This window comes from Micromonospora fulviviridis (genome assembly GCF_014648395.1).
Lineage (GTDB): Bacteria > Actinomycetota > Actinomycetes > Mycobacteriales > Micromonosporaceae > Micromonospora > Micromonospora fulviviridis.
In genome coordinates, this window is the sequence record NZ_BMRA01000011.1 from 168,984 (window position 1) to 193,094 (window position 24,111).

19 protein-coding genes and 1 pseudogene are annotated in these 24,111 nt (G+C 72.7%); 9 read left to right on the top strand and 11 right to left on the bottom strand.

Annotation, left to right across the window (positions count from 1 at the left end):
- Positions 1 to 56: 56 nt before the first annotated feature.
- Positions 57 to 1,517, bottom strand: a complete 1,461-nt coding sequence (locus tag IEY96_RS26230; RefSeq protein WP_189197480.1) for a CCA tRNA nucleotidyltransferase — start codon at positions 1,515 to 1,517, stop codon at positions 57 to 59.
- Positions 1,518 to 1,650: 133 nt separating this feature from the next.
- Here IEY96_RS26230 and murJ point away from each other — a divergent pair, with 133 nt between their 5' ends.
- From murJ to IEY96_RS26265, 7 genes are all read left to right on the top strand, one after another.
- Positions 1,651 to 3,390, top strand: coding sequence for a murein biosynthesis integral membrane protein MurJ (gene murJ, locus IEY96_RS26235; protein ID WP_189197481.1), 1,740 nt, complete (start codon positions 1,651 to 1,653; stop codon positions 3,388 to 3,390).
- Positions 3,391 to 3,820: 430 nt separating this feature from the next.
- Positions 3,821 to 5,434 (top strand): protein kinase family protein, encoded by a 1,614-nt coding sequence (locus tag IEY96_RS26240; RefSeq protein WP_189197482.1) that lies wholly within the window; start codon positions 3,821 to 3,823, stop codon positions 5,432 to 5,434.
- 43 nt (positions 5,435 to 5,477) lie between these two features.
- Positions 5,478 to 6,209 (top strand): RNA polymerase sigma factor SigM, encoded by a 732-nt coding sequence (gene sigM / locus IEY96_RS26245; RefSeq protein WP_189197483.1) that lies wholly within the window; start codon positions 5,478 to 5,480, stop codon positions 6,207 to 6,209.
- Positions 6,206 to 7,177, top strand: a complete 972-nt coding sequence (locus IEY96_RS26250) for an RsmA family anti-sigma factor (RefSeq protein WP_189197484.1) — start codon at positions 6,206 to 6,208, stop codon at positions 7,175 to 7,177. Before sigM ends, IEY96_RS26250 begins: the two co-directional genes overlap by 4 nt.
- Positions 7,178 to 7,355: 178 nt before the next feature.
- Positions 7,356 to 8,309, top strand: coding sequence for a thioredoxin-disulfide reductase (trxB, locus tag IEY96_RS26255; RefSeq protein ID WP_107077222.1), 954 nt, complete (start codon positions 7,356 to 7,358; stop codon positions 8,307 to 8,309).
- Positions 8,310 to 8,347: 38 nt separating this feature from the next.
- The gene (gene trxA / locus IEY96_RS26260; protein ID WP_073836974.1) at positions 8,348 to 8,671 is read left to right on the top strand and encodes a thioredoxin; all 324 of its coding nucleotides are present in this window, start codon (positions 8,348 to 8,350) and stop codon (positions 8,669 to 8,671) included.
- A 190-nt stretch (positions 8,672 to 8,861) separates the two neighbouring features.
- Positions 8,862 to 10,022 carry an N-acetylmuramoyl-L-alanine amidase gene (locus IEY96_RS26265; RefSeq protein WP_189197485.1) on the top strand — a complete coding sequence of 387 codons (1,161 nt, stop codon included), beginning with the start codon at positions 8,862 to 8,864 and terminating at the stop codon, positions 10,020 to 10,022.
- Positions 10,023 to 10,036: 14 nt separating this feature from the next.
- Here the strand turns inward: IEY96_RS26265 and IEY96_RS26270 are convergent, their stop codons facing one another.
- Positions 10,037 to 10,702, bottom strand: coding sequence for a GNAT family N-acetyltransferase (locus tag IEY96_RS26270; protein WP_091316295.1), 666 nt, complete (start codon positions 10,700 to 10,702; stop codon positions 10,037 to 10,039).
- Between the two features lie 289 nt (positions 10,703 to 10,991).
- Here IEY96_RS26270 and IEY96_RS26275 point away from each other — a divergent pair, with 289 nt between their 5' ends.
- Together IEY96_RS26275 and IEY96_RS26280 are read left to right on the top strand one after the other, a co-directional pair.
- Entirely contained in the window at positions 10,992 to 12,305 is a 1,314-nt protein-coding gene (locus IEY96_RS26275) for an aminotransferase-like domain-containing protein (protein WP_189197486.1), read from the top strand.
- A gap of 7 nt (positions 12,306 to 12,312) precedes the next feature.
- Positions 12,313 to 13,311: a D-alanine--D-alanine ligase family protein gene (locus tag IEY96_RS26280; protein WP_189197487.1), complete on the top strand. Its 999-nt coding sequence runs from the start codon at positions 12,313 to 12,315 to the stop codon at positions 13,309 to 13,311.
- Here IEY96_RS26280 and IEY96_RS26285 read toward each other — a convergent pair.
- The 9 genes and pseudogenes from IEY96_RS26285 to rpmH all read right to left on the bottom strand — a co-directional run.
- A pseudogene (locus tag IEY96_RS26285) lies at positions 13,210 to 14,132 on the bottom strand (hypothetical protein); the annotation flags it as partial. The gene IEY96_RS26280 and the pseudogene IEY96_RS26285 overlap by 102 nt on opposite strands.
- 2,957 nt (positions 14,133 to 17,089) lie before the next feature.
- Entirely contained in the window at positions 17,090 to 18,145 is a 1,056-nt protein-coding gene (locus IEY96_RS26290; RefSeq protein WP_189197488.1) for a ParB/RepB/Spo0J family partition protein, read from the bottom strand.
- A 27-nt stretch (positions 18,146 to 18,172) separates the two neighbouring features.
- Entirely contained in the window at positions 18,173 to 19,201 is a 1,029-nt protein-coding gene (locus IEY96_RS33285) for a ParA family protein (RefSeq protein ID WP_373293652.1), read from the bottom strand.
- A gap of 579 nt (positions 19,202 to 19,780) precedes the next feature.
- Positions 19,781 to 20,698: a 16S rRNA (guanine(527)-N(7))-methyltransferase RsmG gene (rsmG, locus tag IEY96_RS26300; RefSeq protein ID WP_189197575.1), complete on the bottom strand. Its 918-nt coding sequence runs from the start codon at positions 20,696 to 20,698 to the stop codon at positions 19,781 to 19,783.
- A gap of 275 nt (positions 20,699 to 20,973) precedes the next feature.
- Positions 20,974 to 21,558, bottom strand: a complete 585-nt coding sequence (locus IEY96_RS26305) for a Jag family protein (protein WP_189197489.1) — start codon at positions 21,556 to 21,558, stop codon at positions 20,974 to 20,976.
- A 217-nt stretch (positions 21,559 to 21,775) separates the two neighbouring features.
- Entirely contained in the window at positions 21,776 to 22,777 is a 1,002-nt protein-coding gene (gene yidC / locus IEY96_RS26310; protein WP_189197490.1) for a membrane protein insertase YidC, read from the bottom strand.
- The gene (gene yidD / locus IEY96_RS26315; RefSeq protein WP_229791919.1) at positions 22,778 to 23,017 is read right to left on the bottom strand and encodes a membrane protein insertion efficiency factor YidD; all 240 of its coding nucleotides are present in this window, start codon (positions 23,015 to 23,017) and stop codon (positions 22,778 to 22,780) included.
- 41 nt (positions 23,018 to 23,058) lie between these two features.
- Positions 23,059 to 23,472 (bottom strand): ribonuclease P protein component, encoded by a 414-nt coding sequence (gene rnpA / locus IEY96_RS26320; protein ID WP_189197492.1) that lies wholly within the window; start codon positions 23,470 to 23,472, stop codon positions 23,059 to 23,061.
- Between the two features lie 34 nt (positions 23,473 to 23,506).
- Complete coding sequence (gene rpmH, locus IEY96_RS26325) at positions 23,507 to 23,644, bottom strand: 50S ribosomal protein L34 (protein WP_074478258.1); 138 nt, start codon at positions 23,642 to 23,644, stop codon at positions 23,507 to 23,509.
- Positions 23,645 to 24,111: the final 467 nt, after the last annotated feature.

Sequence of the window (24,111 nt, forward strand, 5' to 3'; positions counted from 1 at the left end):
GACCCGTGCGCGTCAACCGTTCGGTCGACACGCCGGCGTATCGGCGTCAGCCTGCGTCAGCCGACGATGCCCTGCTCGCGGGCCCAGCGCAGCAGCTCGGCCTCGGCCTCGTCCCGCTCCAGTGGGCCGCGTTCCAGCCGCAGCTCCTTGAGGTGCTGCCAGGCCCGCCCGACGACCGGTCCCGGCGGCACGCCGAGCAGCTCCATGATCGCGTTGCCGTCGAGGTCGGGGCGGACCCGGGCCAGGTCCTCCTCGGCGGCGATCCGGGCGATCCGCTCCTCCAGCGCGTCGTAGTCGGCGGCGAGCTGGGACGCCTTGCGCCGGTTGCGGGTGGTGCAGTCGGAGCGGGTCAGCTTGTGCAGGCGGGACAGCAGGTCACCGGCGTCGGTGACGTAGCGGCGGACCGCCGAGTCGGTCCACTCGCCCCGGCCGTAGCCGTAGAAGCGCAGGTGCAGGCCGACCAGCTTGACCACCTGGGAGGTCACGTCCTTGGGGTAGCGCAGCGCCTTCATCCGGGCCTTGGTCAGCCGGGCGCCGACCACCTCGTGGTGGTGGAAGCTGACCCGGCCGTCCGGGCCGACCGCCTTGGTGGCCGGCTTACCGGCGTCGTGCATCAGGGCGGCCATCCGCAGCACGAAGTCGCAGCCGTCCTCCTCCATCGACATGGCGTTGCTGACCACGGTCAGCGTGTGCTCGTAGACGTCCTTGTGCTGGGCGTGCTCGTCGATCTCCAGCTTGAGCCCGGTCAGCTCCGGCAGGAAGCGGTCGGCCAGCCCGGTGTCGACCAGCAGCCGCAGCCCGGTGATCGGGTCGGCGCCGCAGAGCAGCTTGGTGAACTCGTCCCGGATCCGCTCGGCGGTGATCCGGTCCAGGTCGGCGGCCATCCGGGTCATCGCCTCGGCGACGTCCGGGTGGACCGTGAAGCGCAACTGGGCGGCGAACCGGGCCGCGCGCAGCATCCGCAGGGGGTCGTCGCGGAACGACTCCTGCGGCGTGCCGGGAGTACGGATGATCTTCGCGGCCAGGTCGGCCAGGCCGCCGTACGGGTCGGTGAACCGGTGGTCGGGGAGGCTGACCGCCATCGCGTTGATGGTGAAGTCCCGGCGCTTCAGGTCGTCGACCAGGTTGGTCCCGTACTCGACGATCGGGTTCCGGCTGACCTGGTCGTACGCCTCCGCGCGGAAGGTGGTGATCTCCAGCCGGAGCCCGTCGCGCTGGCAGCCGATGGTGCCGAACTCCCGTCCGGTCTCCCAGATCGACTCGGCCCAGCCCCGGATGATCCGGATGGTCTCGTCCGGGTGGGCGTCGGTGCAGAAATCCAGATCGTCACCGAGGCGACCGAGCAGTGCGTCCCGCACCGATCCGCCCACCAGGTGCAGTTCGTGACCGGCCTGGGCGAAACGCCGGCCCAGCTCGTCGGCGACGGGAGAGACGCGGAGCAGTTCGGCGACGGCGTTGCGCTGCGCGGCGGTCAGCTCGCGGCGTTCGGCGGCGTGGGAGGCGGAGACTTCGGACATGGGACCGCAAGCCTATCGGGCCGGGACCGTATCTCCTGCGCCGGGCGCGGGTAACGGGCCGAGGTTGACTAAGGTTCCGGTTGGGCGGGGCCGGCGAGGCCCCGGCTCCGACGTACCCCTTGGAGGCTGGCAGATGAGCGGCGGGCTCTACCGCAGCGCGAACGCGCACGGCGGCGGCCTGCCGCCGGACGACGGCGCCACCTTCATCTCGGCCGAGCCGCTGAACCAGCCGGGCGTCGAGGCCACCGCGCCGCCCCAGGAGGTGGTCGCGGAGACGAGCGCCGCGGCGAACAGCGCGGTGATGGCCATCGGCAGCCTGGTCAGCCGGGGCACCGGCTTCGTGCGGAACCTCATGGTCGGCGCGGCGCTGGGCAACCTGGTCGGCAACGTCTTCACCACCGCCCAGTTCCTGCCGAACCAGGTCTACGAGTTCCTGCTCGGCGGCGTGCTCACCAGCGTGCTCATCCCGGTGCTGGTCCGCCGGCGCAAGACCGACCCCGATCGGGGTGAGGCGTACGCCCAGCGGCTGCTGACCCTGGCCGTGCTCGCTCTGGCCGCCACCGCGCTGATCGCGATGGTCGGCGCACCGGTGCTCACCGCGCTCTACGCCAGCGGCAAGGACGCGAGCTACACGAACCTGGTCACCGACCTGTCGTACCTGATGCTCCCGATGCTGTTCTTCACCGGCCTGAGCGCGCTGATCGCCGCGGTGCTGAACACCCGGGGGCACTTCGCCGCCCCGATGTGGGCGCCGATCCTCAACAACCTGGTGGTGATCGGCGCCTTCGGCCTCTACATCCTGATCTACGGCGCGGAGGCGATCCGGCCGGAGGACATGGGCTGGGGGCAGATCCTGCTGGTCGGCGGGGGTGCCCTGCTCGGCGTGGCGGTCCAGGCGGCCGGACTGCTGCCGGCGCTGCGCAAGGTCGGCTTCCGGTGGAAGCTGCGCTTCGACTTCCGCGAGCTGGGGCTGCGCGAGCTGGCCCAGCTCGGCGCCTGGATGTTCTGCTACGTCGCGGTCAACCAGCTCGGCCTCTTCGTGGTGGTCAACCTGCTCACCCGGGCGGCGGGCGAGGACAGCGCCGGCCTGCTGATCTACAACAACGTCTTCCTGCTGCTGATGATGGCGCACGGCATCATCGCCGTCTCGATCATCACCGCGCTGATGCCCCGGATGAGCGCGGCCGCCGCCGACGGCCGGTTCCACGACGTCACCGCAGACCTGTCCCGGGGCACCCGGATGGTCACCGCGGTGCTCGCCCCGATCGCGGTCTGCTACGCGGTGCTGGCCGGCCCGATCTCGGTGGTGGTCTTCCGGTACGGCGCCTTCACCGGCGACAACGCCGTGGCGACCTCGATCGTGCTGCTGGTGGCGGCGGTCGGCCTGGTGCCCTTCGCGATCAGCCAGCTCTTCACCTTCGCCTTCTACGCGCTGCCGGACACCCGCACCCCGGCGCTGGTCAACATCCCGGTGGTCGCCCTGCGGGTGCTCCTCCAGGTCGGTCTCTACCTGGCCTTCTCGGCCACCTTCGCGGCGGCCGGCATGATGCTCGGCAACGCGATCTCGTACGTGGCGGCGGCGGTCATCTCGGCGCTGCTGCTGCGGCCGCGGGTGGGCCGGATCGGGCTGGGCGGGATCATGCGGACCATGGGCCGGGTGGTGATCGCCGCGCTGGGCGCCGCACTGGTCGGCCTGCTGGTGGTGAAGCTGCTCCCCGGCGATTCGGCGCACCTGAGCTGGCTGGCCGCCGCCGTCCAGCTGGTGATCGGCGGCGCGGTGATCGGCGTGACCTACCTCGTGCTGGCCATGGCGCTGCGGATCGGCGAGATCACCGAGGTGGTCGGGATGGTCCGGCGCAGGCTTGGGCGGTGACCTCGACCGGCGCCGATGACGGACGGTGAACGAGGATCACCAGCCTGGGGATACGGCTGTGGATAACCCCGGGTTCCGCCGCCCAATGGGCCTCTCGGCCTGTGGACAACCAACCGTACGGCTGAGGGTGCCCAGGCCGGGGCGGGGGAAGTCCACTCCGGTTCCCGGCGGCCGCCACACCGGTCGCCCCTGCGCCGACTACTTGCCGTCAACATCTAGATTGGGCGTGCATGTCCCAGCGACCTGGCCGGACGCGGCCGTTACCCGGCCGATGCCCGGGGTCACTGGTGTCCCAACGGCTCCGGCGGGAAGATGACATGTCGGAGAACCGGGCATCCCGGGTAAGGTCGCTCTCGACGGGCACGGCAGGTGCCGACGTGGGCGTCGACACGGGTCTGCCGGTTCCATCCAAGGCAGAGCGGGAAGCCACATGCCCAGCAGCACGGGTCCATCGATCGACACGATCACCGAGGGAGGACGGGTGACCCAGGTCGGCGAGGGTCAGGAGGCGGAGGAAACCTCTCCTCCGGTCGTGACCTTCGGTGCTCCCACGGCCGGTGAGGTCCTCGCCGAGCGGTACGAGCTGGTCGAGCACATCAACAACGACAGCGCGGGCCGGCTCGTCTGGCGCGGGGTCGACGTGATCTTGCGCCGTCCCGTCGCGGTGGTCCTCCGCTACCCCGGTGGCGACTCCGCCACCGAGATGCTCCAGGCGGCCGTCGCGGCCAGCCGGGTGATCCACCCCAACCTGGTCGGCGTCTACGACGCGATCGACGAGGACGACCGGGCCTACGTGGTCCGCGAGTGGGTGGACGGCCAGTCGCTGCGCGAGCTCGTCGCCGCCGACGGTCCGCTGGACCCGGCCCGGGCGACCGCCATCGGCAGCGCGGTCGCCAGCGCCCTCGCCGCCGTCCACGCCACCGGCATGGTGCACGGCAACGTCCACCCCGGCACCGTGATGATCAGCGACGACGCCCGCGTCGTGCTGGCCGACGCCCGGACCGACGGGGCGGACAGCCAGGAGAACGACCTGCGGGCGGTTGGCGGGGTGCTCTACTTCGCCCTGACCGGGCACTGGCCGCACGGCGAGGCCCCGCTGCACGGCGCCACCGCCGGCCACGGCCGCGCCGCCCTCCCCGACGCGGTCCGGGACGCCGGCGGCGCCATCGCCGCGCCCCGCCAGGTGCGCGCCGGGGTGCCGGCGTACCTCGACGACCTCACCATGGACCTGCTCGACTCGGAGATCGCACCGCCCTCGTCGGACGTGCTGTCGGCCGAGCTCAACCGGCTCGACATCCCCGCCGACGAGCACTTCCTGGAGCAGGCCGGTCCGCTGCGCTTCACCGCCGACACCGAGGACGAGCCCTCGCCGCTGGCTGCGGCCGGCGGCCGCAAGGTCGCCCTGGGCATCGCCGGCCTGCTGGCGGTGGCCCTGGTCGGGCTGCTCATCGGTATCAGCGCCCTCGGCGACGACAAGGACCCGAACAAGGAGCCGGTGGCCCAGCCGTCCAGCAGCGCGCCCGCCACCGGCGGCACCAGCGCACCGGCCGCGCCGGTCGGCAAGCTGACCATCCAGGACGTCCGGATCATCGACCCGGAGAGCCGGGACCGCGCCGAGGTGCGGGACGCCGAGAAGGTGATCGACGGCAACACGAACGAGGGCTGGGAAACCGCCAGCTACCGGAACAACGGCAAGTTCGGCGGCCTGAAGAAGGGCATGGGGATCTGGATCGACCTCGGCGCCCCGCACACGGTCAAGTCGATCCAGGCCACCCTGTCGTCCACCGGCGCCTCGGCGGAGCTACGCGCCGGCAAGCGCGAGTTCGCCTCCAGCTCCTCCGGCGACAAGCAGCTCGTCGCGGCCTACACGGAGCGGATCGGGCAGCCGTTCGAGGAGCACGACGGCACCACGATGACCTTCGACGGGTTCAACCCGGAGGAGAAGTACCAGTACCTCCTCTTCTGGATCACCGAGCTGCCGGAGAAGGACAGCGGCGGCGGCTGGAAGCTGGGCGTCCAGGAAATCACGGTCCAGGGCTCGTGAGCCGCTCGCCGCACCCGGTGCACCGCCTCCGCCGGACGTGGTGATGGCGGGTCGCGGTGGGCGTACGCCCGGGCCGGCGACCGGGGACGGCCCGCCGGCCGGGGTGTCCGACCTCGACCTGCTGCGGGCGCACGTCGCCGGTGACCGGGACGCCTTCACCGAGCTGTTCCACCGGCACCGCGACCGGCTCTGGGCGGTGGCCCTGCGCACGGTCGGCGACCGCGAGGAGGCGGCTGACGCCCTCCAGGACGCGTTGCTGTCGGCGCACCGCGCCGCGGCCCGGTTCCGGGGCGACTCGGCGGTCACCACCTGGCTGCACCGGATCGTGGTCAACGCCTGCCTGGACCGGATCCGGCGGCGCCAGACGCACGCCACGGTCCCGCTGCCGGACGGGGTGCACACCGACGGGGAACCCGGCCGGCACACCGGCGGGGTGGAGCCGGCCGCGCCGGCCCGGGACCACGACACCGCCCTGGTGGTCCGGCAGGCCCTCGCCGGGCTGCCGGTCGAGCAGCGCGCCGCGCTGGTCCTGGTGGACGTGCAGGGCTACCCGGTGGCCGAGGCGGCCCGCATGCTCGGGGTCGCCGAGGGGACGGTGAAGAGCCGGTGCGCGCGGGGCCGGGCCCGGCTGGCCGTGCTCCTGGGGCACCTGCGGACCGGCTCCGACGAGTCAGCGGACGTGCCCGGGGTCACGGGCGGGAACCCGCGGCCACCCGAGGGCGTCGGATCCACGTCGGGGTTGTCCCGGCGGGACGCCAGCCAGGAGGAGACGTGACTTCCCGGGAGTTCAGCGAGGTCGACCACGACCTGCTCGCCGACTACCTCGGCGGTGCGCTGGACGGCACCCCGGAGCAGGCCGCCGTCGCCCGGCTGGTCGAGCATGACCCGGCCTGGGGCGAGGCGTACGACGCCCTGGCCCGGGCGGTCGAGCTGGTCCACGCCGACCTGGCCGCCTGGGCCGCCGAGCCCGTCCCGGAGCTGCCGCCCACCGTGGCGGACCGGGTCGACGCGGCGCTCGCCGGCGCCGGCCCGGCCCCGACCGCCGCTCTCACCACCGACGCTTCCGAGCCGGACCGGGGGCCGGCCGTCGTGCCCGCGCAGCCCAGCCGGGGTGCCCAGGCGCCCGGCGGGACGGGCCGGCCGGGCCGCAACACCGGACCGGGCCACCGCTCGCGGCGCTGGACCCGGATCGCCGGCCCGGTCGCGCTGGCCGCCGCCTCGGTGACCGCCGTCGGGTTCGGGGTCAGCCACCTGCTCGACGCGGGGGCCGGCCGGATCACCGCGGCGGGCGACAGCGCGGAGGGCCGGGCCGACAGCAAGGCCGCGCCGCTGGCGGCCACGCCGTTCCGAACCACCGGACCGGCGCGGCACAGCGGCACCGACTACAGCCCCGAAGGGCTCGCCCAGGCGTCGGCCTTGTTCGGTGCGACCTCGCCCTCGGCGGGCGGCGGCAAGGGGGACACCTCGGGGACCGAGAACGAGCACCGGGTCGGCGCCGGTGCCACGCTGGACCGGCTCGCCGGCCCGGAGGCGCTGGCCTCCTGCCTGTCCGCGATCGGCGGCGAGCACGGAGCCGGCCCGCTCACCGTCGACCTGGTCGACTACGCACGGTTCCGGGGCAGCCCGGCGCTGGTGGTCACCTTCACGGACGCGGGCGGCGCTCGGTGGGCGTGGGTGAGCGGACCCGAGTGCGGGGTCCCCGGGTCCGGCGCCGACACCCGGTTCACCACGCGGGTAGGGTGAGGTCACGGTCACCCGGGCGTGTCCTGCCACGTGACGTGACCCACCAGATGACCGTCTCGGGAATCCCCGCTTCGTACGATGACGTTCTGCAAGTCAGGCGCCGGCGCCGCTGGGCCGTCGGCACTCGGGATCGACATCGGTGCGCGCCGGTGACGAACACACACATCGGGAGACGGCAGTGGACGAGGTCCGCAACCTGATCATCATCGGCTCCGGGCCGGCCGGTTACACGGCGGCGGTCTATGCCGCGCGCGCCAACCTCAATCCGCTGGTCATCGAGGGCGTGCAGTCCGGCGGCGCGCTGATGACCACCACCGAGGTGGAGAACTTCCCCGGGTTCGCGGACGGCATCCTCGGCCCCGAGCTGATGGACAACATGCGCAAGCAGGCCGAGCGGTTCGGCGCCGAGTTCCTCACCGACGACGTGACCCGGGTCGAGCTCAAGGACACCGGCGAGACCGGCTCCGACGCGGTCAGCACCGTCTGGGTGGGCGAGACGGCCTACCGGGCCAAGGCCGTCATCCTCTCCACCGGCTCGGCCTGGCGCCCGCTGGGCGTGCCGGGCGAGCAGGAGTACCTGGGCCACGGCGTGTCGTCCTGCGCCACCTGTGACGGCTTCTTCTTCCGCAACCAGCACATCGTGGTGGTCGGCGGCGGCGACTCGGCGATGGAGGAGGCCAGCTTCCTCACCCGGTTCGCCGAGTCGGTGACGATCATCCACCGCCGCGACTCGTTCCGCGCCAGCAAGATCATGGCCGCCCGCGCCCTCGGCAACGAGAAGATCAAGGTCGAGTGGAACAGCGTGATCGAGGAGATCCTCGGCGAGGACGGCAAGGTCAGCGGCGTACGGGTGCGCAACGTGCACACCGGCGAGAGCAAGGTGCTCGACGTCACCGGCGTCTTCGTGGCGATCGGCCACGACCCGCGCAGTGAGCTCTTCCGCGGCCAGGTGGAACTCGACGACGAGGGGTACGTGAAGGTGCAGGCCCCGAGCACCCGGACGAGCATTCCGGGTGTCTTCGCCGCCGGTGACGTGGTCGACCACACCTACCGGCAGGCGATCACGGCGGCCGGCACGGGCTGTGCCGCCGCCCTGGACGCCGAGCGCTTCATCGCCACCCTGCAAGGCTGAAAGATTTTCACGAAAAGGTCCCGGAGGAGGGGTTCATAGTGGGAGCAACCAAGGCGGTCACGGACGCGAGCTTCGCGAGCGACGTGCTGAAGTCCGACAAGCCGGTTCTGGTCGACTTCTGGGCGGAGTGGTGCGGTCCGTGCCGCAAGGTCTCGCCGCTGCTGGAGGAGATCGCGGGTGAGATGGGTGACCAGGTCACCATCGTCAAGCTCAACATCGACGAGAACCCCGAGACGGCGCGCACCTACCGGGTGATGTCCGTGCCGACCCTGACCATCTTCAAGAACGGCGAGCCGGTGCAGTCCATCGCCGGCGCCAAGCCGAAGGGCGAACTGGTCAAGCTCATCGAGTCGGCGCTCTGAGCCGACGCCCGACACCGCCGGAACCCCCGCCACCCGACCCCGGGTGACGGGGGTTCCGCCTTTCCGGACCTGCCCCGAACCCGGGCCGGTCGGTGACCGGCCACGGTACGCTCCGTAGGCGTTCGGCGGCGGGAAGGCACCTCCGTCGGAGTGGTCCGGCCAGCCAGCGTCCGTGCAGAGGGGGGTCGTCGTGCGTCCCATCCGACCCGGTGACCGGGGACCCGCGGTGGCCGAGATCCGCACCGTACTCAACGGCCTGGAACTGCTCCCGGCCGGCGGTGGGGGCGACGAGTTCGACGCGGAGACCGAACGCGCGGTCCGGGCGTTCCAGCAGTCCCGCGGCCTCAGCGTGGACGGGCGGGTGGGCGCGGAAACCTGGCAGGCGTTGGACGCCGCCCGCTGGCGGTTCGGCGCGCGCACCCTCTACCACGCGGTCCCCGAGCCGCTGATCGGCGAGGACGTCCGGTCGCTCCAGGAGCGGCTCCTGGAGATGGGCTACGACGTCGGCCGCGCCGACGCCATCTACGGCATCCGCACCTCCCGTGCCGTCGCCCAGTTCCAGCGCGAGATGGGGCTGAAACCGGACGGGGCGTGCGGTCCGCACACCATCAACGCGCTGCGCCGCCTCGGCCGCAAGGTGGTCGGCGGGCGGCCGCAGTGGCTCCGCGAGTCCGACGCCATCCGGCAGGCCGGGCCCACCCTGGTCGGGCGGACCGTGGTGATCGACCCCGGCCACGGCGGCACCGACCCGGGCGTGGTCGTGCCCGACGGCCCGCTGCGCTGGACCGAGGCGGACATCGTGCACGACCTCGCCAGCCGCCTGGAGGGGCGGCTCGCCGCGGCCGGCGTACGGGTGCAGCTCACCCGGGGCCCGTCCCCGCGGACCTGCCTGCCGGACGCGGACCGCGCCCAACTGGCCAACTCCCTCGGCGCCGACGTCTTCATCTCGCTGCACACCGACGGGCACGCCAACCCGGAGGCCGACGGGGTGGCCACCTACCACTACGGCACCGACAACGGCGTCACCTCGGCCACCGGGGAGCGACTGGCGGGGCTGGTGCAGCGGGAGATCGTGGCCCGCACCGGGCTGCGGGACTGCCGTACCCACGCCAAGGCGTGGGACCTGCTGCGGCTGACCCGGATGCCGGCGGTACGCGTCGAGGTGGGCTACCTGACCTCGCCGGCCGACCGGGGCCGGCTCGTGGACCCCCGGTTCCGGGACCGGGTGGTCGAGGCCATCGTGGCCGCCGTGCAGCGGATGTACTTCCCGATCGAGCGGGACGTGCCCACCGGCTCGATCGACGTGAGCGAGCTGCGGGCCGTGGTGGCCGCCGGCACGGTGGTGGACTGAGCCCGGCCGGCCCGTCAGCTGGTCGAGCGGGTGGCCGGAGCCGGCCGGACCGGCCGGAGCAACGTCTCCGGGCTCATCGAGCCGAGCAGCTTCTCCAGCGCGTACTCGACGTCGGACTTCCAGCTCAGCGCCGTGCGCAACTCCAGCCGCAGGCGCGGGTAACGCGGGTGCGGGCGGACCGTCTTGAAGCCGACCGACAGGAAGAAGTCGGCCGGGGCGAGGCAGGCCCGGGTCGGGTCGTCCCCGTCGTCGCCGAACTTCGCGTCGCCGAACGCCTCGATCGCCTTGATCCCGCGCTTGGTGAGATCCCGGGCCACCCCCTGGACCAGCATCCGGCCCAGGCCACCACCGGCGAAGGCGGGCACCACGTGGGCGGTCATCAGCAACGCCGCGTCCGCGGAGACCGGCGAGGTGGGAAAGGCCATCGAACGCGGGACGTAGGCCGGCGGGGCGTACATGACGAAACCGGCGGGCATGCCGTCGACGTACGCGAGCTTGCCGCAGGAACCCCACTCCAGGAGCGTCTGCGAGACCCAGGCTTCCTTCTCCAGGCCCGGGTCGCCGGCGGCGCACGCGCGCTCGGCAGAGACCGGGTCCAGCTCCCAGTAGACGCACTGCCGGCAGGAGCGGGGCAGGTCCTCCAGCGTGTCCAGGGTCAGACTGACCAGACGTCGCGACATGAGCACCCCACCCATAGGCTCGCCAGCGGGGACCACCGCGGTCACCCGCCGCCTTCTGCCCCCGACGAGCGATCGTACGCCCCTGCCCGACGGTACGGGAGAGGACGCGCGAACGCCCACCCGAGGCGGGGAGGGCCGGTCCGGGATGTGGACGTACCCACATGGCGGGCCCGGTGCTGGTCGGCGCGGATTACGATCGACCAACCGGCGTCCCGCGCCGCCATGGTTGCCGGCATCGCGGGTACCACACCGGGCGGCAGCCCCGCCGACACCCGATCGAGGTGATGTCATGACCGGCACGACGCTCGACGACTACACCGACCGGTACGCCCGGCGGGTCCGGGGGATGACGGCCTCCGAGATCCGGGCACTCTTCGCGGTGGCCAGCCGGCCGGAGGTGGTCTCGCTCGCCGGTGGGGCGCCCTACATCGCGGCACTGCCGCTCGACGCGGTCGGGGAGATGCTCGGCCGGCTCGGCGCCGAGCACGGCGCCACCACCCTCCAGTACGGCATCGGCCAGGGCACCCCGGAGCTGCGCGAGCGGATCTGCGAGGTGATGGCCCTGTCCGGGATCGACGCGTCGTGCGGCGCCTCGCCCGAGGACGTGGTGGTCACCGTCGGCGGCCAGCAGGCGCTCGACCTGGTGGCCCGGCTCTTCCTGGACCCGGGGGACGTGGTGCTCGCCGAGGGCCCGACGTACGTCGGCGCACTCGGAGTGTTCCAGGCCGCCCAGGCCCAGGTGGCGCACGTGCCGATGGACGACGAGGGGCTGATCCCGGAGGCGCTGGAGGTGGCCATCGCCGATCTGGCCCGGGCCGGCCGGCGGGTGAAGTTCCTCTACACCATCCCCACCTACCAGAACCCGACCGGCGTGACGCTGAGCGAGGAGCGGCGCGAGCGGGTGCTCGACATCTGCGAGCGCGCCGGGCTGCTCGTGGTGGAGGACGACCCGTACGGCCAGCTCGGTTTCGAGGGCGAGGCACCCGCGCCGCTGCGGGCCCGGCGCCGTGACGGGGTCTTCTACCTGAGCACCTTCTCCAAGACCTTCGCGCCCGGCCTGCGGGTGGGCTGGATCCTCGCCCCGCACGCGGTCCGCGACAAGCTGGTCATCGCCAGCGAGGCGCAGATCCTCTGCCCCAGCGGCTTCGCGCAGGCCGCCGTCTCGACGTACCTCGGCACCATGCCCTGGCGGCAGCAGCTCAAGGTCTACCGGGAGGTCTACCGGGAGCGCCGGGACGCCATGCTCGACGCGCTCGCGGACCTGATGCCGGAGGGCACCACCTGGACCACCCCGGCCGGCGGCCTCTTCGTCTGGGCGACCCTGCCCGACGGCCTGGACTCCAAGGCGATGATGCCGCGGGCGGTCGCCGCCCGGGTCGCGTACGTGCCGGGCACCGGCTTCTACGCCGACGGGACCGGCAGCGGCAACATGCGGCTCAACTTCTCCTTCCCGCCGCCGGAGCGCATCCGGGAGGGCGTCCGCCGGCTGGCCGGCGTGATGGAGCAGGAGATCGCCATGCGCAAGGTCTTCGGCGCGGTCGGCGGCGCGGGTCCGCGGCGCCGGCAGGGCGGCTCGGACGCGCCCGGTCCCGACTTGGCATGATTCCCGCATGGCCGTCAGCCCTGCCGCACACACTTCCGTGACCGGATCCGCCGCCACCGACGAACTGCACGTGCTGGTGCTCGCCGGCGGACTCTCCTACGAGCGGGACGTCTCGCTCCGGTCCGGCCGGCGGGTGCTCGACGCGCTGCGCGCGGTCGGCGTGGAGGCCGAACTGCGGGACGCCGACGTGGCGCTGCTGCCCGCCCTCGCCGCCGACCCGCCGGACGCCGTGGTGATCGCCCTGCACGGCGCCACGGGCGAGGACGGCTCGCTGCGCGGTGTGCTCGACCTCTGCGACGTGCCCTACGTCGGCTGTGACGCCCGCGCGTCGCGGCTCGCCTGGGACAAGCCCTCCGCCAAGGCGGTGCTGCGCGAGGCCGGAATCCCCACGCCCGACTGGGTGGCGCTGCCGCACGACCGCTTCTCCGAACTGGGCGCGGTGGCCGTCCTGGACCGGATCGTCGACCGGCTCGGCCTGCCGCTGATGGTCAAGCCCGCGCAGGGCGGCTCCGGGCTGGGCGCCGCCGTGGTGCGGGACGCCGCGTCGCTGCCGGCCGCCATGGTGGGTTGTTTCGCGTACGACCAGACGGCGCTGGTGGAGCGCTACGTACCCGGGATGGACGTGGCGGTCTCCGTGCTCGACCTCGGCGAGGGACCGCAGGCCCTGCCCCCGGTCGAGATCGTGCCCCGCAACGGCGTCTACGACTACGCAGCCCGCTACACCGCCGGCCGCACCACCTGGCACGCGCCGGCCCGGCTCGATGCCGGGACGACCGAGCGAGTGGCCGAGGTGGCGCTCGCCGCGCACACCGCGCTCGGGCTGCGCGACCTCTCCCGGGTCGACCTGATCGTCGACGCAGAGGGGCAGCCGCACGTGCTGGAGGTCAACGTCTCCCCGGGGATGACCGAGACCTCGCTGCTGCCGCTGGCCGTCCAGGCGGCCGGGCTGGACTTCGGGCGGGCGCTCGGCACCCTGGTCACCCGCGCCGCCGCCCGCCGCCCCTGACCTCAGGCCGACCCGGCTCCCTGCCTCGGCGCCTGCGACTCCCCGGCCTCCTCCGGCGTGGCTGCCTTCTCCGGTGTGGCTGCCTTCTCCGGTGTGGCTGCCTTCTCCGGTTTTACGGTCGAGGGTCCCTCCGCCTCTTCGGTCTCCGGGATCTCGTCCGCGGCCTCGATCACCGACACGGGCTCCTCCTCGGGCTCCCGGGCCGCCTCGCCGGCCGCCTGGGCGTTGAAGCTCGACGGCGCCTGCCACTGGATGCGGGGCGGCTCGGCCAGGGGACGGCCGCCGAACTCGGCGAGCCACGCGGCGACCATGGCCAGATTCTCCCGCCACTGCGCCTCGGAGATCGGCGGGAGGATCGAGTCCCACAGGGACAGGAAGGTGCCCCGCAGTTGCAGCCGGCCGTACGGCCGCGCCAGGAACCACATGTGCAGGTGCGCCGACCCGTCGCCCCAGCGGTTGACGTGCACCCGGGCCACCCCGTCGAGTGAGCGGATGGCCCGCTCCAGGCGCACGGTCATCACGCCCAACTCGGCGGCGAGCAGATTCGGTAGGTCGCCGAGATCGAGGTGCGACCGGGACTCCAGGATCAGCACCATCGGAAGGCCGGTGGGCCGGTCCATCGCCCGGACCCGCCATCGCTCACCCACCCAGATGTACGCCTCGTCCGGCGCGTTGCAGGCGGTGCATTCCCGGTGCCCCTCGCCGCGGCGGGGAGGCTCGACCGGTACCGGCTCGTCGAGCGGCTTGACGTGGAGATCGCCCTCGAAGGGAAAGGAGGGCCACTGGGTGAAGTCCGGGACTGAGGGAGGGGTGTCCTGCACGACGCTGACCCTAACCGAGTTGGCGACGCCTGTCCCTACTTGACCGCCGGGCACGCGAGCGTTCCTCGTCGATCCACAACGGGTTGTCCACCACGTTGTCCACAGGCCGCTGAGATCACCACCACACCGCGTCATCCACTGCTCAGCAAGGGTTTTCGCGCGCTGTTTCACGTGAAACGGCGAGAGCCTGTGGACAAGGGCTGTGGATAACGGAGGTGGGCTGTCCACGGGGTGCGGGGGTGCCTCGGTCCTTCCTTCCTAACGAGCGAACCGGCCATCCGCACCGGCCTGTTTCACGGCTCTCCGGCCCTTCTCGTGAGGGGCGCGTCCGGGGGTCGGAGGATGCACGGCGGCGCGTGTTTCACGTGAAACAGCTCCCCAGCCGAGACCACGGGAATCGCGGGCCGCGTCGGTCAAGGCAGCAGAGCGCCCACTGCGCTCGACCCCAGCAATGTTCTTGGCGGCTCGGATGCGGCGGCCTGGCTCACCCTTGGAAGAGCTCAGCTCGCTTGTCCGCACCCCTCGAACCTCTCCGGTTGTCGCAACCTCGGGCCGCCTGCAACCAGCCGGCCGACCCGATGCTCGGTCGAGCCGGTGCCCGGCCGACGCGATGCCCGGCCGGCCCGATACCGGGCCGACGCGATGCCCGGCCGGCCCGGTGCCCGAACGACGCGATGCCGGGCCGGCCCGATACCCGGCCGACCCGATACCTGGCCGACCGGCAGCCGGCGGCCTCCGGGGCGCGCCCTCCCGCATGCCTCGGCACGATGTGCCGCAACGTGGTGGGCAAGGTTGCATCCACGGCCCGGCCGGCGGGGGCGCTGCGCGGGGACATGACGGTCTCTGGCGACCTGCGCCTGAGAGTTCCCCAGTTCTTGGCCAGCAGCGGCTCGAACCCTCGCCGGTCCAGGTCCTCGAAGGGTCCGCGTGACCGACGAGATTTGGATGGCGGCAAGTCCCGGCAGCTGCCTCACGCCCCGTGAACATCCCTCGAGGAGCCGCGAGGTCGGCCCAGATCCGGGAGGCGAGGTGTGCTCGCCAGGTTGGGGGCAAGCAGCCAACCCCGTTCGGTCACGGTGCGGCCGGATCGAAGGTTCAGCGGGTCGGCCCGGCGGCAGGGTGCCGCGCCCGTCCGGTGGAGGGGCTAGGCCGGCGTTTCACGTGAAACAGGAAAGTGGGCGGTGCCGCTCATGCGTGAGAGCGGGACGTTCCGGGGCCGGCACCTGAAGCTCGGTTCTCTCGCTGGTCGACGGGGAGCGGAACATCGCCCGGCCGGCAACCCGCGCACGGCTCACCGTGCGATCCCGAGGGAGGCCCCGGACCGGCCGCCTTGCTTGCGGACGGGTTGGTCGGCCGCCGACTTCTTGGCCACACGTCTCGGCTCACAGTCCGGGCTCCCTGACGGCAGTGCGATGGGGCGGAGCGTGCTTTCGCGCCGCCACCGTCCAGCCCTTGGTGGCGAGTTGACTCAACGCCCTGCGGCCGTGAAGACCGGCGAACGACGGGTGAGCGGCACCGCGGGCATAGGAGTGATCCCCGCGCCCGTTCAGCACCTCAGAGCCGGGTCCAGATCGGGGCGGACCTCCCCGCTGCCACCAAGGCGACGGCAGACGCTCCAGAAGGTCTCACAGCTCTCGGCATGAATGGTCTGCCGGACAGGAGCCGATGCCAGGAAGCAGCGGACCGCGACGGCCGGAGCGAGAGAGCACGAGTCAACAGACGGACATCGGCAAGGAGGCTTCGCAGTGATTGCGACTCCACGGCCACGGCACGAGCGTCGGCGGAGGCTGCCGAGCAAAGACGCCACCGCGCAGGGGCACCGCCGGGCAGGGGGGCACCGCCGGGCAGGGGTCGCCATCGGGCCGGGTTGCCACGGGGCGGGAGGCGCCACGGGGCAGGGGTAGCCACCGGGCAGGGTTGCCACGGGGCAGGAGGCGCCACCGGGCAGGCGCCTGCCCGGGCCGAGGCACCGCCCGAGCCGAGGCACCGCCCGAGCAGAGGCGCCGCCCAAGCAGAGGCCGCCGCCCAAGCAGAGGCCGCCGCCCGGGCAGAGGCCAACGGGCAGGGGTCCCACGGTGCAGAGGTGCCGCTGGGCGGAGGCCGCTGGCGCGCAGACGTGCCGCCGAGGCAAGCGGTACCTCTGCGGCAAGGCTCACCGCCGGGCAGGCGACGCCGACTGGCATGTCGGTGGGCAGCGCCGACCGCACACGGGCGTCGGCGCACGAGCTAGGCGGCGGCCGCCAACGGAGCCGGCGGTGAAGGAGGCCGCCGCGCTGGCGACCGGTGGAGCGCCCGGGGCACCAGGCTGCTCAGTGACCGGGCTGGCCCGGCGCCCAACCCGCACAGCGCGCGACTGTTGCTGGCGGTGAGCGGCGGCGGGAACGATCAGTGACAGAGTCTCCGTGAAACCGAGTTCCTCGACTCACATCACCGTTTCACGTGAAACGTGCCCCGGCCCTGAGCCCACCCTTCTGACGGTATCGGGTGGCCGCCTGGAGCCCGCTAGCAAGCCCATGCGAACTGTCGAGGCTGGCCGCAGGTGCACAGGGCTCGTCCGGCCTCCAACAGGCGACTGGGAGAAGTAGCGGAGAGAACCCGACGGCCCTGCCCATGGCAGGCCCCAGGAGCCTCCACAGTTGGACCTCAGCCGGTCCGAACCCTGCGGCACCCCTCACGGATACCCGTCCACCGTCCTGATGCGCTCAGGACGCTCTCACGGCCGCCCCTTCCACCCTGGGGCCGACTTCCCCCGAAGCCGGCCGCCCGGGCCGGCTCTCATCGGCACCATCACCGAAAAGAACAACCAGCACGGCGACACAGCGAGGTAACCCACCTCCAGCGTCACCAACGAACACCCAGCCGACCGGATCCCGCGCCATCCGGCCCGCAGACCCTCCAAACGATTCGGCCGCGTCGCCCCCGCAGGGACCACGCGGCCGAGACCGACAGGGACGTACTCACTCCCCGGGCTGTTCCTCGTGGCCCACACCGATGATCCCGACGATCCGCTCCAGGTCGTCGACCGTCGCGAACTCGATCGTGATCTTCCCCTTGCTCCGGCCGATGTCGACCTTCACCCGGGTGTCGAACCGGTCGGAGAGCCGATCGGCGAGGTCCGTCAGCGCGGGCGCGTGCGGCTTCGGCCGGCGCTTCGCGGCCGGGGTCTTCGCCGGGCCGTCGGCGAGCGCCAGGGCGACGAGTTCCTCGGTGGCGCGCACGGAGATGCCCTCGGCGACGATGCGCTTGGCGAGCTGCTCCTGCGCCTCGGCGTCGTCGAGGCTGAGCAGGGCACGGGCGTGGCCGGCGGAGAGCACCCCGGCGGCGACCCGGCGCTGCACGTGGGCGGGCAGGTTCATCAGCCGGATCGTGTTGGAGATCTGCGGCCGGCTCCGGCCGATCCGGCGGGCCAGCTCCTCGTGCGTCGCGCCGAACTCCTCCAGCAGTTGCTGGTACGCGGCCGCCTCTTCCAGCGGGTTGAGGTTGGCCCGGTGGATGTTCTCCAGCAGCGCGTCCCGGAGCATCGCGTCGTCCTTGGTGTCCCGGACGATGGCGGGGATGCTCTCCCGGCCGACCGCCTGGGCCGCACGCCAGCGCCGCTCGCCCATGACGAGTTCGTACTTCTCGCTGTCGAGCTGGCGCACCACGATCGGCTGGAGGAAACCCACCTCCTGGATCGAGGTCTTCAGCTCCTCCAGCGCCTCCTCGTCGAAGACGTGCCGGGGCTGCTTCGGGTTCGGCACGATGCTGTCGACCGGGATCTCGGCGAAGCGGGCTCCCGGGACCGGGCTCAGTTGCGGCTCCGGCTCCGCGGCCGGGGCGGCCGGCGTGGCCACCTCGCCGGCGCCGGCGGCTCCGTTCACGACCGCCGCCGGACCACCGGCGGGGATGGCCGGGGCGGCCGCCGCCGTACCGTTCTCGGTTTCGGCGGTCGCCGGGGCGCTGCCCGGCGCGGGTCCGGTGGGGATGAGGGCACCGAGCCCCCGGCCCAGTCCGCCGCGAGGACGGTTCTTCATGCGACGCCTCCCAGCGACTTCTCCGCACTACGCATTCCGGCTCACCGGCTCCATGACGCCTCGCTCGGCAATTTCCTGAGCGGCCTCGAAGTAGCTCGTGGCCCCCCGCGAACCGGGATCGTAGGTCATCACGGACTGCCCGTAGCTGGGTGCCTCGGAGACCCGCACGTTCCGGGGGATCACGGCCTGGAGCACCTTGTCCCCGAAGTGGTTCCGGACGTCCTGCTCCACCGCATCGGCCAACCGGGTGCGCCGGTCGTACATGGTGAGCAGGATGGTGGAGACTTCGAGCTTCGGGTTGAGGTGCTGGCGTACCAGGTTGATGTTCTGGATCAGCTGGTTGAGGCCCTCCAGCGCGTAGTACTCGCACTGGATGGGGATCAGCACCTCCTGCGCGGCGACCAGCGCGTTGACGGTCAGCAGGCCGAGCGACGGCGGGCAGTCGATGAAGACGTAGTCGAAGTGCCCCGGGTACGCGGCGATGGCGCGAGCCAGCCGGGACTCCCGGGCGACCACCGAGACCAGCTCGATCTCCGCGCCCGCCAGGTCGATGGTGGCCGGTACGCACCACAGGTTCGGGATGCCCTCGACGGCCTGGGCCACCTCCTCCAGCGGCACGCTGTCGATCAGGCAGTCGTAGACGTCCGGCACCCCGGTGTGGTGCGGCACGTTGAGCCCGGTGGAGGCGTTGCCCTGCGGGTCGAGGTCGACCACCAGCACCCGGTTGCCGTGCAGGGCGAGCGCCACCGCCAGGTTCACCGTGGTCGTGGTCTTGCCCACGCCACCCTTCTGGTTGGCGACGCACATCACCCGGGTCCGTTCGGGGCGGGGCATGGTGACCTCACCACTGGGATTCAGGATCTGCACGGCGCGCATAGCCTCCATAGCCAACGGTGGGTCATCCTCTTCGCGCGTCGGGGTTTCACGTGAAACGTACGTGCTCGCGGCGGGTGCGGCGCCGTAGCCGGCGGCCGGTGGCGTGTCGGCAGGGGCAGCCGCGCCGACGGCCACGTCCGGGGCAGCTTCGGGGGTGGGCTGCTGCGGCACGGCCACCACCGGCGGCTGCGGCTCGTAGCGCGCGGGGACCGCCGCGTTGCCGCGTACCGGGGCCGGACGAGGGGCGGGCGCGTTCGCCGGGCCGCCGTTCGGGTCGTGGGGATCCCGGGCCAGCGGCACGTTCGCCGGTACGGATGACGTCGGCCGCACGCCACCCGCCGACGGCGCCTCCCGGCGCACCACCGGATCGCAGTCGGGGGGACGCGTGGACGGGTCGTCGGGCTCACCGCTCGCCGGCCAGCCCTGGTAGGTGGTTTCACGTGAAACGGGGCCGGTGGCAGAGGGCTGCCCTCCAGGCCCGGTCACCCGTGGATCGTCGTACCTGCCGTCGTCATGCACCTGTCATCCCTGCCCGCTCCGGATGGTCGGTCCGCACCCCGTCATTCAGGCCCCCGCGCTCACCGCGCGGCGTCACCGGCCCGGTGGGAGCGGTCGGGTTCGGGTGCGCCCGGCACCGCCGCTCCACACTATCGACGCGCGGCCAGCCTACGGCCGACGGGCGCAGCGGGTCCACGTCGGGTTCTGATCGATCAGCTCACGCCCACCCGGTCCGACGACCGGGTGGGCGTCCGGAAAGCCTTACCGCGTCAGCGGTCCCGACCCTGGGGAGCCGCGGCGGCGACCGCCCCGCGAGCGCTTCGGCTTCTTCTTCCTGGCCGGGCCGACCATCCGTTCGCGGACCACCTCGATCACCGTCGCGGGCGGATCGATCACGCCGTCCCCGCACCGGTGCAACTCCGGTTCGCCGCCGCCGAGCCGGGCCACCGCCGCGGCGTGCTCGGCGATCTCCTCGGCGGCGGAGGCGCCCTTGAGCGCCATGAGCCGACCGCCGGGCACCGCCAGCGGAAGACACCAGGCGGCGAGCCGGTCCAGCGCGGCCACGGCGCGCGCGGTGACGATGTCGGCGGTCAGTGGATCCCGGTCACGCGATCCGGCCGCGGCCTCCTCGGCGCGGCCGCGGAACACCCGGACCGATCTGGTCAGCCCCAGGTGCTGCACCGCCTCGATCAGGAAGGAGGTCCGCCGGGCGAGCGGCTCCACCAGGGTCACGGCGAGGTCGGGGCGCGCAATGGCCAGCACCAGACCGGGCAGGCCCGCCCCGGAGCCGACGTCGATGACGCTGGCCCCCTCCGGGATGCGTTCGGCCATCGCCGCGCAGTTGAGCAGGTGACGGTCCCAGAGCCGAGGCGTCTCGCGGGGGCCGATCAGGCCGCGTACCACCCCGTCCGTGGCCAGCAGTTCCGCGTACGCGGCGGCCAGGTCGAGCCGGTCGCCGAAGAGGGTACGGGCGGCGCCCGCCAACTCGGGCGGCAACGTCGCCTCCGCCGGGGACGGCTGCTCGCCGGCGGACCGGTCCGCACCGTCCACGAAGGACCGTCCCGCCTCCTCGTCGCCGGGGGCCGCGGCGCCCCGGTCACCGGGAGGCGGCGCAGCGGCAGCGGCCGGCTCGGCGAACACCGGGTCGACGGGACCGGCGGGAGTGGCCGGGGCCGGCATCGGGGACCCGCCCGGCGGCAGGGGCTCGCTGAAGAGAGCCGGCGTCACCTCGGCGGCAGGGTCCACCGCCACGACCGGCTCCGGGGCGGACTCGCCGGAGAAGGTCGGATCCGCCGGGGTCGCGGGCCCCGCCGGCACCGCGGGATCAGCGGGGACGTCACCGGCAGCGAAGACGGGGTCCACGGCCGGGTCGGGGTGGACAGGGGACGGCCCGGGCGGCGCCCCGCCCGGGCCGGTCACGGCACCCGCCGTCGTCTCGTCGGAAGCCACCCGGGTCAGTCCGCCACCGGCCGGACCACGATCCGGCGGTTCGGCTCGACGCCCTCGGACTCGCTCTCCACGCCGCTCATCGCGTTGACCACGTCGTGCACGCACTTGCGCTCGAAGGCGGACATCGGCTCCAGGCGCACCGGCTCGCCGTACTCCTTGACCTTCTCCACCGCGTTCTTGGCGACGGCGGCCAGCTCCTTGCGCCGGGCGGCGCGGTAGCCGCCGACGTCGAGCAGCAGGCGGCTGGGCGAACCGGTCTGGCGGAACACCGCGAGCCGGGCCAGCTCCTGCAGCGCCTCCAGGGTGGCGCCGCGCTGACCGACCAGGTTCTGCAGGCGGGCGCCGACTACCTCGACGACCGGGCGGCCGCCGGAGACCAGCTCGTCGATGTCGCCGTCGTAGTCGAGGATGTCGAGCAGGCCCTCGACGTAGTCGGCGGCGATCTCGCTCTGCCGGAACAGGTCGCTGTCGGCGGGGGCCTTCTTCTCCCGGGCCTCGGCCTGGGTCTCCTCGGCCTCCTCGGTGGTGGCGGCCGGCGCGCCCTCCTCGTCCAGGGACTGGTCGGCGCTGGGGATGCTGGTGTCGGTCACGGTCTCATCTCCGTACTCGCTCGGCCGGACCGTCGGGTCCGCTGGTCTCCCGAGGGCCGGCGGGAGGTTTCGCCGGTGCCCTCGGGCACGTCTGTACGGGCCAGTTTCGCCCGTGACCGCGCTCCGCGCGGCGGTTCCGGCCCGGCGCCGACCTCTCGGTGGCAGCTCGGGGGCCGGAACGGGCCGCCACCGGATCTCCGGCGGCGGCCCGGTGGGCTCAGCCCTGTCGCTTGGCGGGGCGGCCGCCGCTCTTCTTCGGGTTGACCGGCTTGGCGCCGGGCTTCGGGCCGGCCACCTTGGGGGCGGCGGCCGGGGCCTTGACCGCCGGCTGGGCGGTCTTGCGGCCGAGCAGGCCACCGGTCCGGGCCGGCTGAGCGGCGGTCTTGCCGCCGGTGGTCTTGCCCGCGGTGCTGTTCTTCGGCGGCACCAGCGGCGGGAACTTCCGCAGCACCCACTGCTGCTGGCCGAGGGTGAAGAGGTTGTTGGTGACCCAGTAGATGATCACGCCGATCGGGAAGATCGCGCCAGAGATGAGCAGCGAGAACGGGATGCCGTAGAGCATCAGCCGCTGCACCATGCGCTGCTGCGGGTCCTCCGCCCAGCCGGTCTTGAGGATCATCTGCCGGCTGGTCAGGTAGGTCGTGGCGATCATGATGCAGACCAGCACGCCGGCGACGATCTTCACGGTGGTCAGGTTCGCACCGAGCGACGCCATCTCGGCGGCGGTGGAGCCGAACTTCCCGGAGATCGGAGCAGAGAAGAGCTTCGCGTTCGAGGCGCTGTTGAACTGCTCGACGGTCCAGCCGTACAGGGTCTTGCCCTGGTTGTCGGGGTTGAGCCGCTTGAGCGTGTGGAACAGGCCGAGGAAGACCGGGATCTGGAGGAACATCGGAAGGCAGCCCATGAGCGGGTTGGCCTTTTCCTTCCGGTAGAGCTCCATCATCTCCTTCTGGAGCGTCTCCCGGTCACCCTTGTGCTTCTCCTGCAGCTCCTTGACCTTGGGCTGCAGCGCCTGCATGGCCCGCTGCGACTTGATCTGCTTGACGAAGACCGGGAACAGGATGACCCGGACAGTCACCACCAGGAAGATGATGGAGAGGATCCAGGCCCAGTTCGTACCGATCACGGCGTCGACCGAGACCCCGATGGCGTCCCAGGCCGAGTGCCAGGTCAGCAGGATCCACGAGATCGCGTAGTAGATCCAGTCGAGACTAAACACTCAGGCTCCAGTCACGTCGGCACGGCGGCGGCCGCCCGGCTCCGGCACCGGGTCGTGTCCACCAGGGTGGAAGGGGTGGCAGCGCGACAGCCGCCGGACCGCCAGCCAGGCCCCCCGCAGCGCACCGTGCCGGGAGACCGCCTCGACGGCGTAGGCACTGCACGACGGGTAGAACCGGCAGCGGGCCGGCAGTGCCGGACTTATCCACCGACGGTACGCGATGATGGGCGCCAACAGCATGCGGGCACCGGTTGTAGGCCGCGGCGGGGAAGTGCGCTCGGTCACCGGGACCGCCGGCCCCGGGGGGTGCGCGCGGCGGCGAGGGCGGCGTCCAGGTCGGCCCCGAGCCGGGCGTACGACGCCTCGGCGGCCGGCGGCAGGGCGCGTACCACCAGGGTGCTGCCGGCGGGCAGGTCGTCCAGCCGCTCGCGGACCAGGTGGCGAAGCCGTCGGCGGACCTTGTTCCGGACCACGGCGTTGCCGACGGCCTTGGACACGACGAAGCCGGCGCGGCGGGGTGCGGAGGTCTCCGCACCGCTGCTCCGCGCCGGCTCCGGCGAGGTTGTCGCGGTAGGTCCGGTCTGCTCGGGGAGGGTCAGGTGGACCACGACGGCGCCACGGCCGACGCGGCGGCCACCCCGGACCGCTGCGGCGAAGTCGCTACTGCGCCGCAGTCGTTGCGCGGCCGCCAGCACGACTGCCCACGTCCCCGGACCGGACCGGTCGGCCTCAGGCCGACAGGCGGGTGCGGCCCTTGGCGCGACGGGTCGAGATGATGGCGCGGCCGGCACGGGTGCGCATGCGCAGCCGGAAGCCGTGGGTCTTCGCGCGCCGGCGGTTGTTCGGCTGGTAGGTGCGCTTGCTCACGTCAGGCTCTCCGTTGTCGTACGCCCCGCGCGGGGGATCGCCCGGGGTCGTGTGGTGGTCCAGGCCACCTCAGCGGTGGCCTCCGATCGGTGCTGCCCGGCGGTGCGGGGCCCCGGCGATGCGGGGAGGTGACCGCGGACAGCAAGCACCCATCACCCTAGCAGAGGGCGAGAGAGCAGCCGTTCCAGCCTACGCAGGGCGGCAATGACCGTCAAACCTCACACCAGGGCCCCGACCAGCGCGGGAAGCGCGACCGAAGGGGCGGTTTTCACTGATGTTGACAAGGCCGTCCCGGTGTCGACGGTTGATGGCGCGGGGTCCGCGCTGTTAGCGTGCCCGATTGCGGTCAGCGTCGGGGGTCTGGGTTTGTCGCTGACCGGCAAGACCGGACAAGGTAGTGAATCGTTCGGCACGGTGAACCCGCTTCAGCGCCTCCGGGAACCAGGGGGCAGGTCCGACCCGCGTCC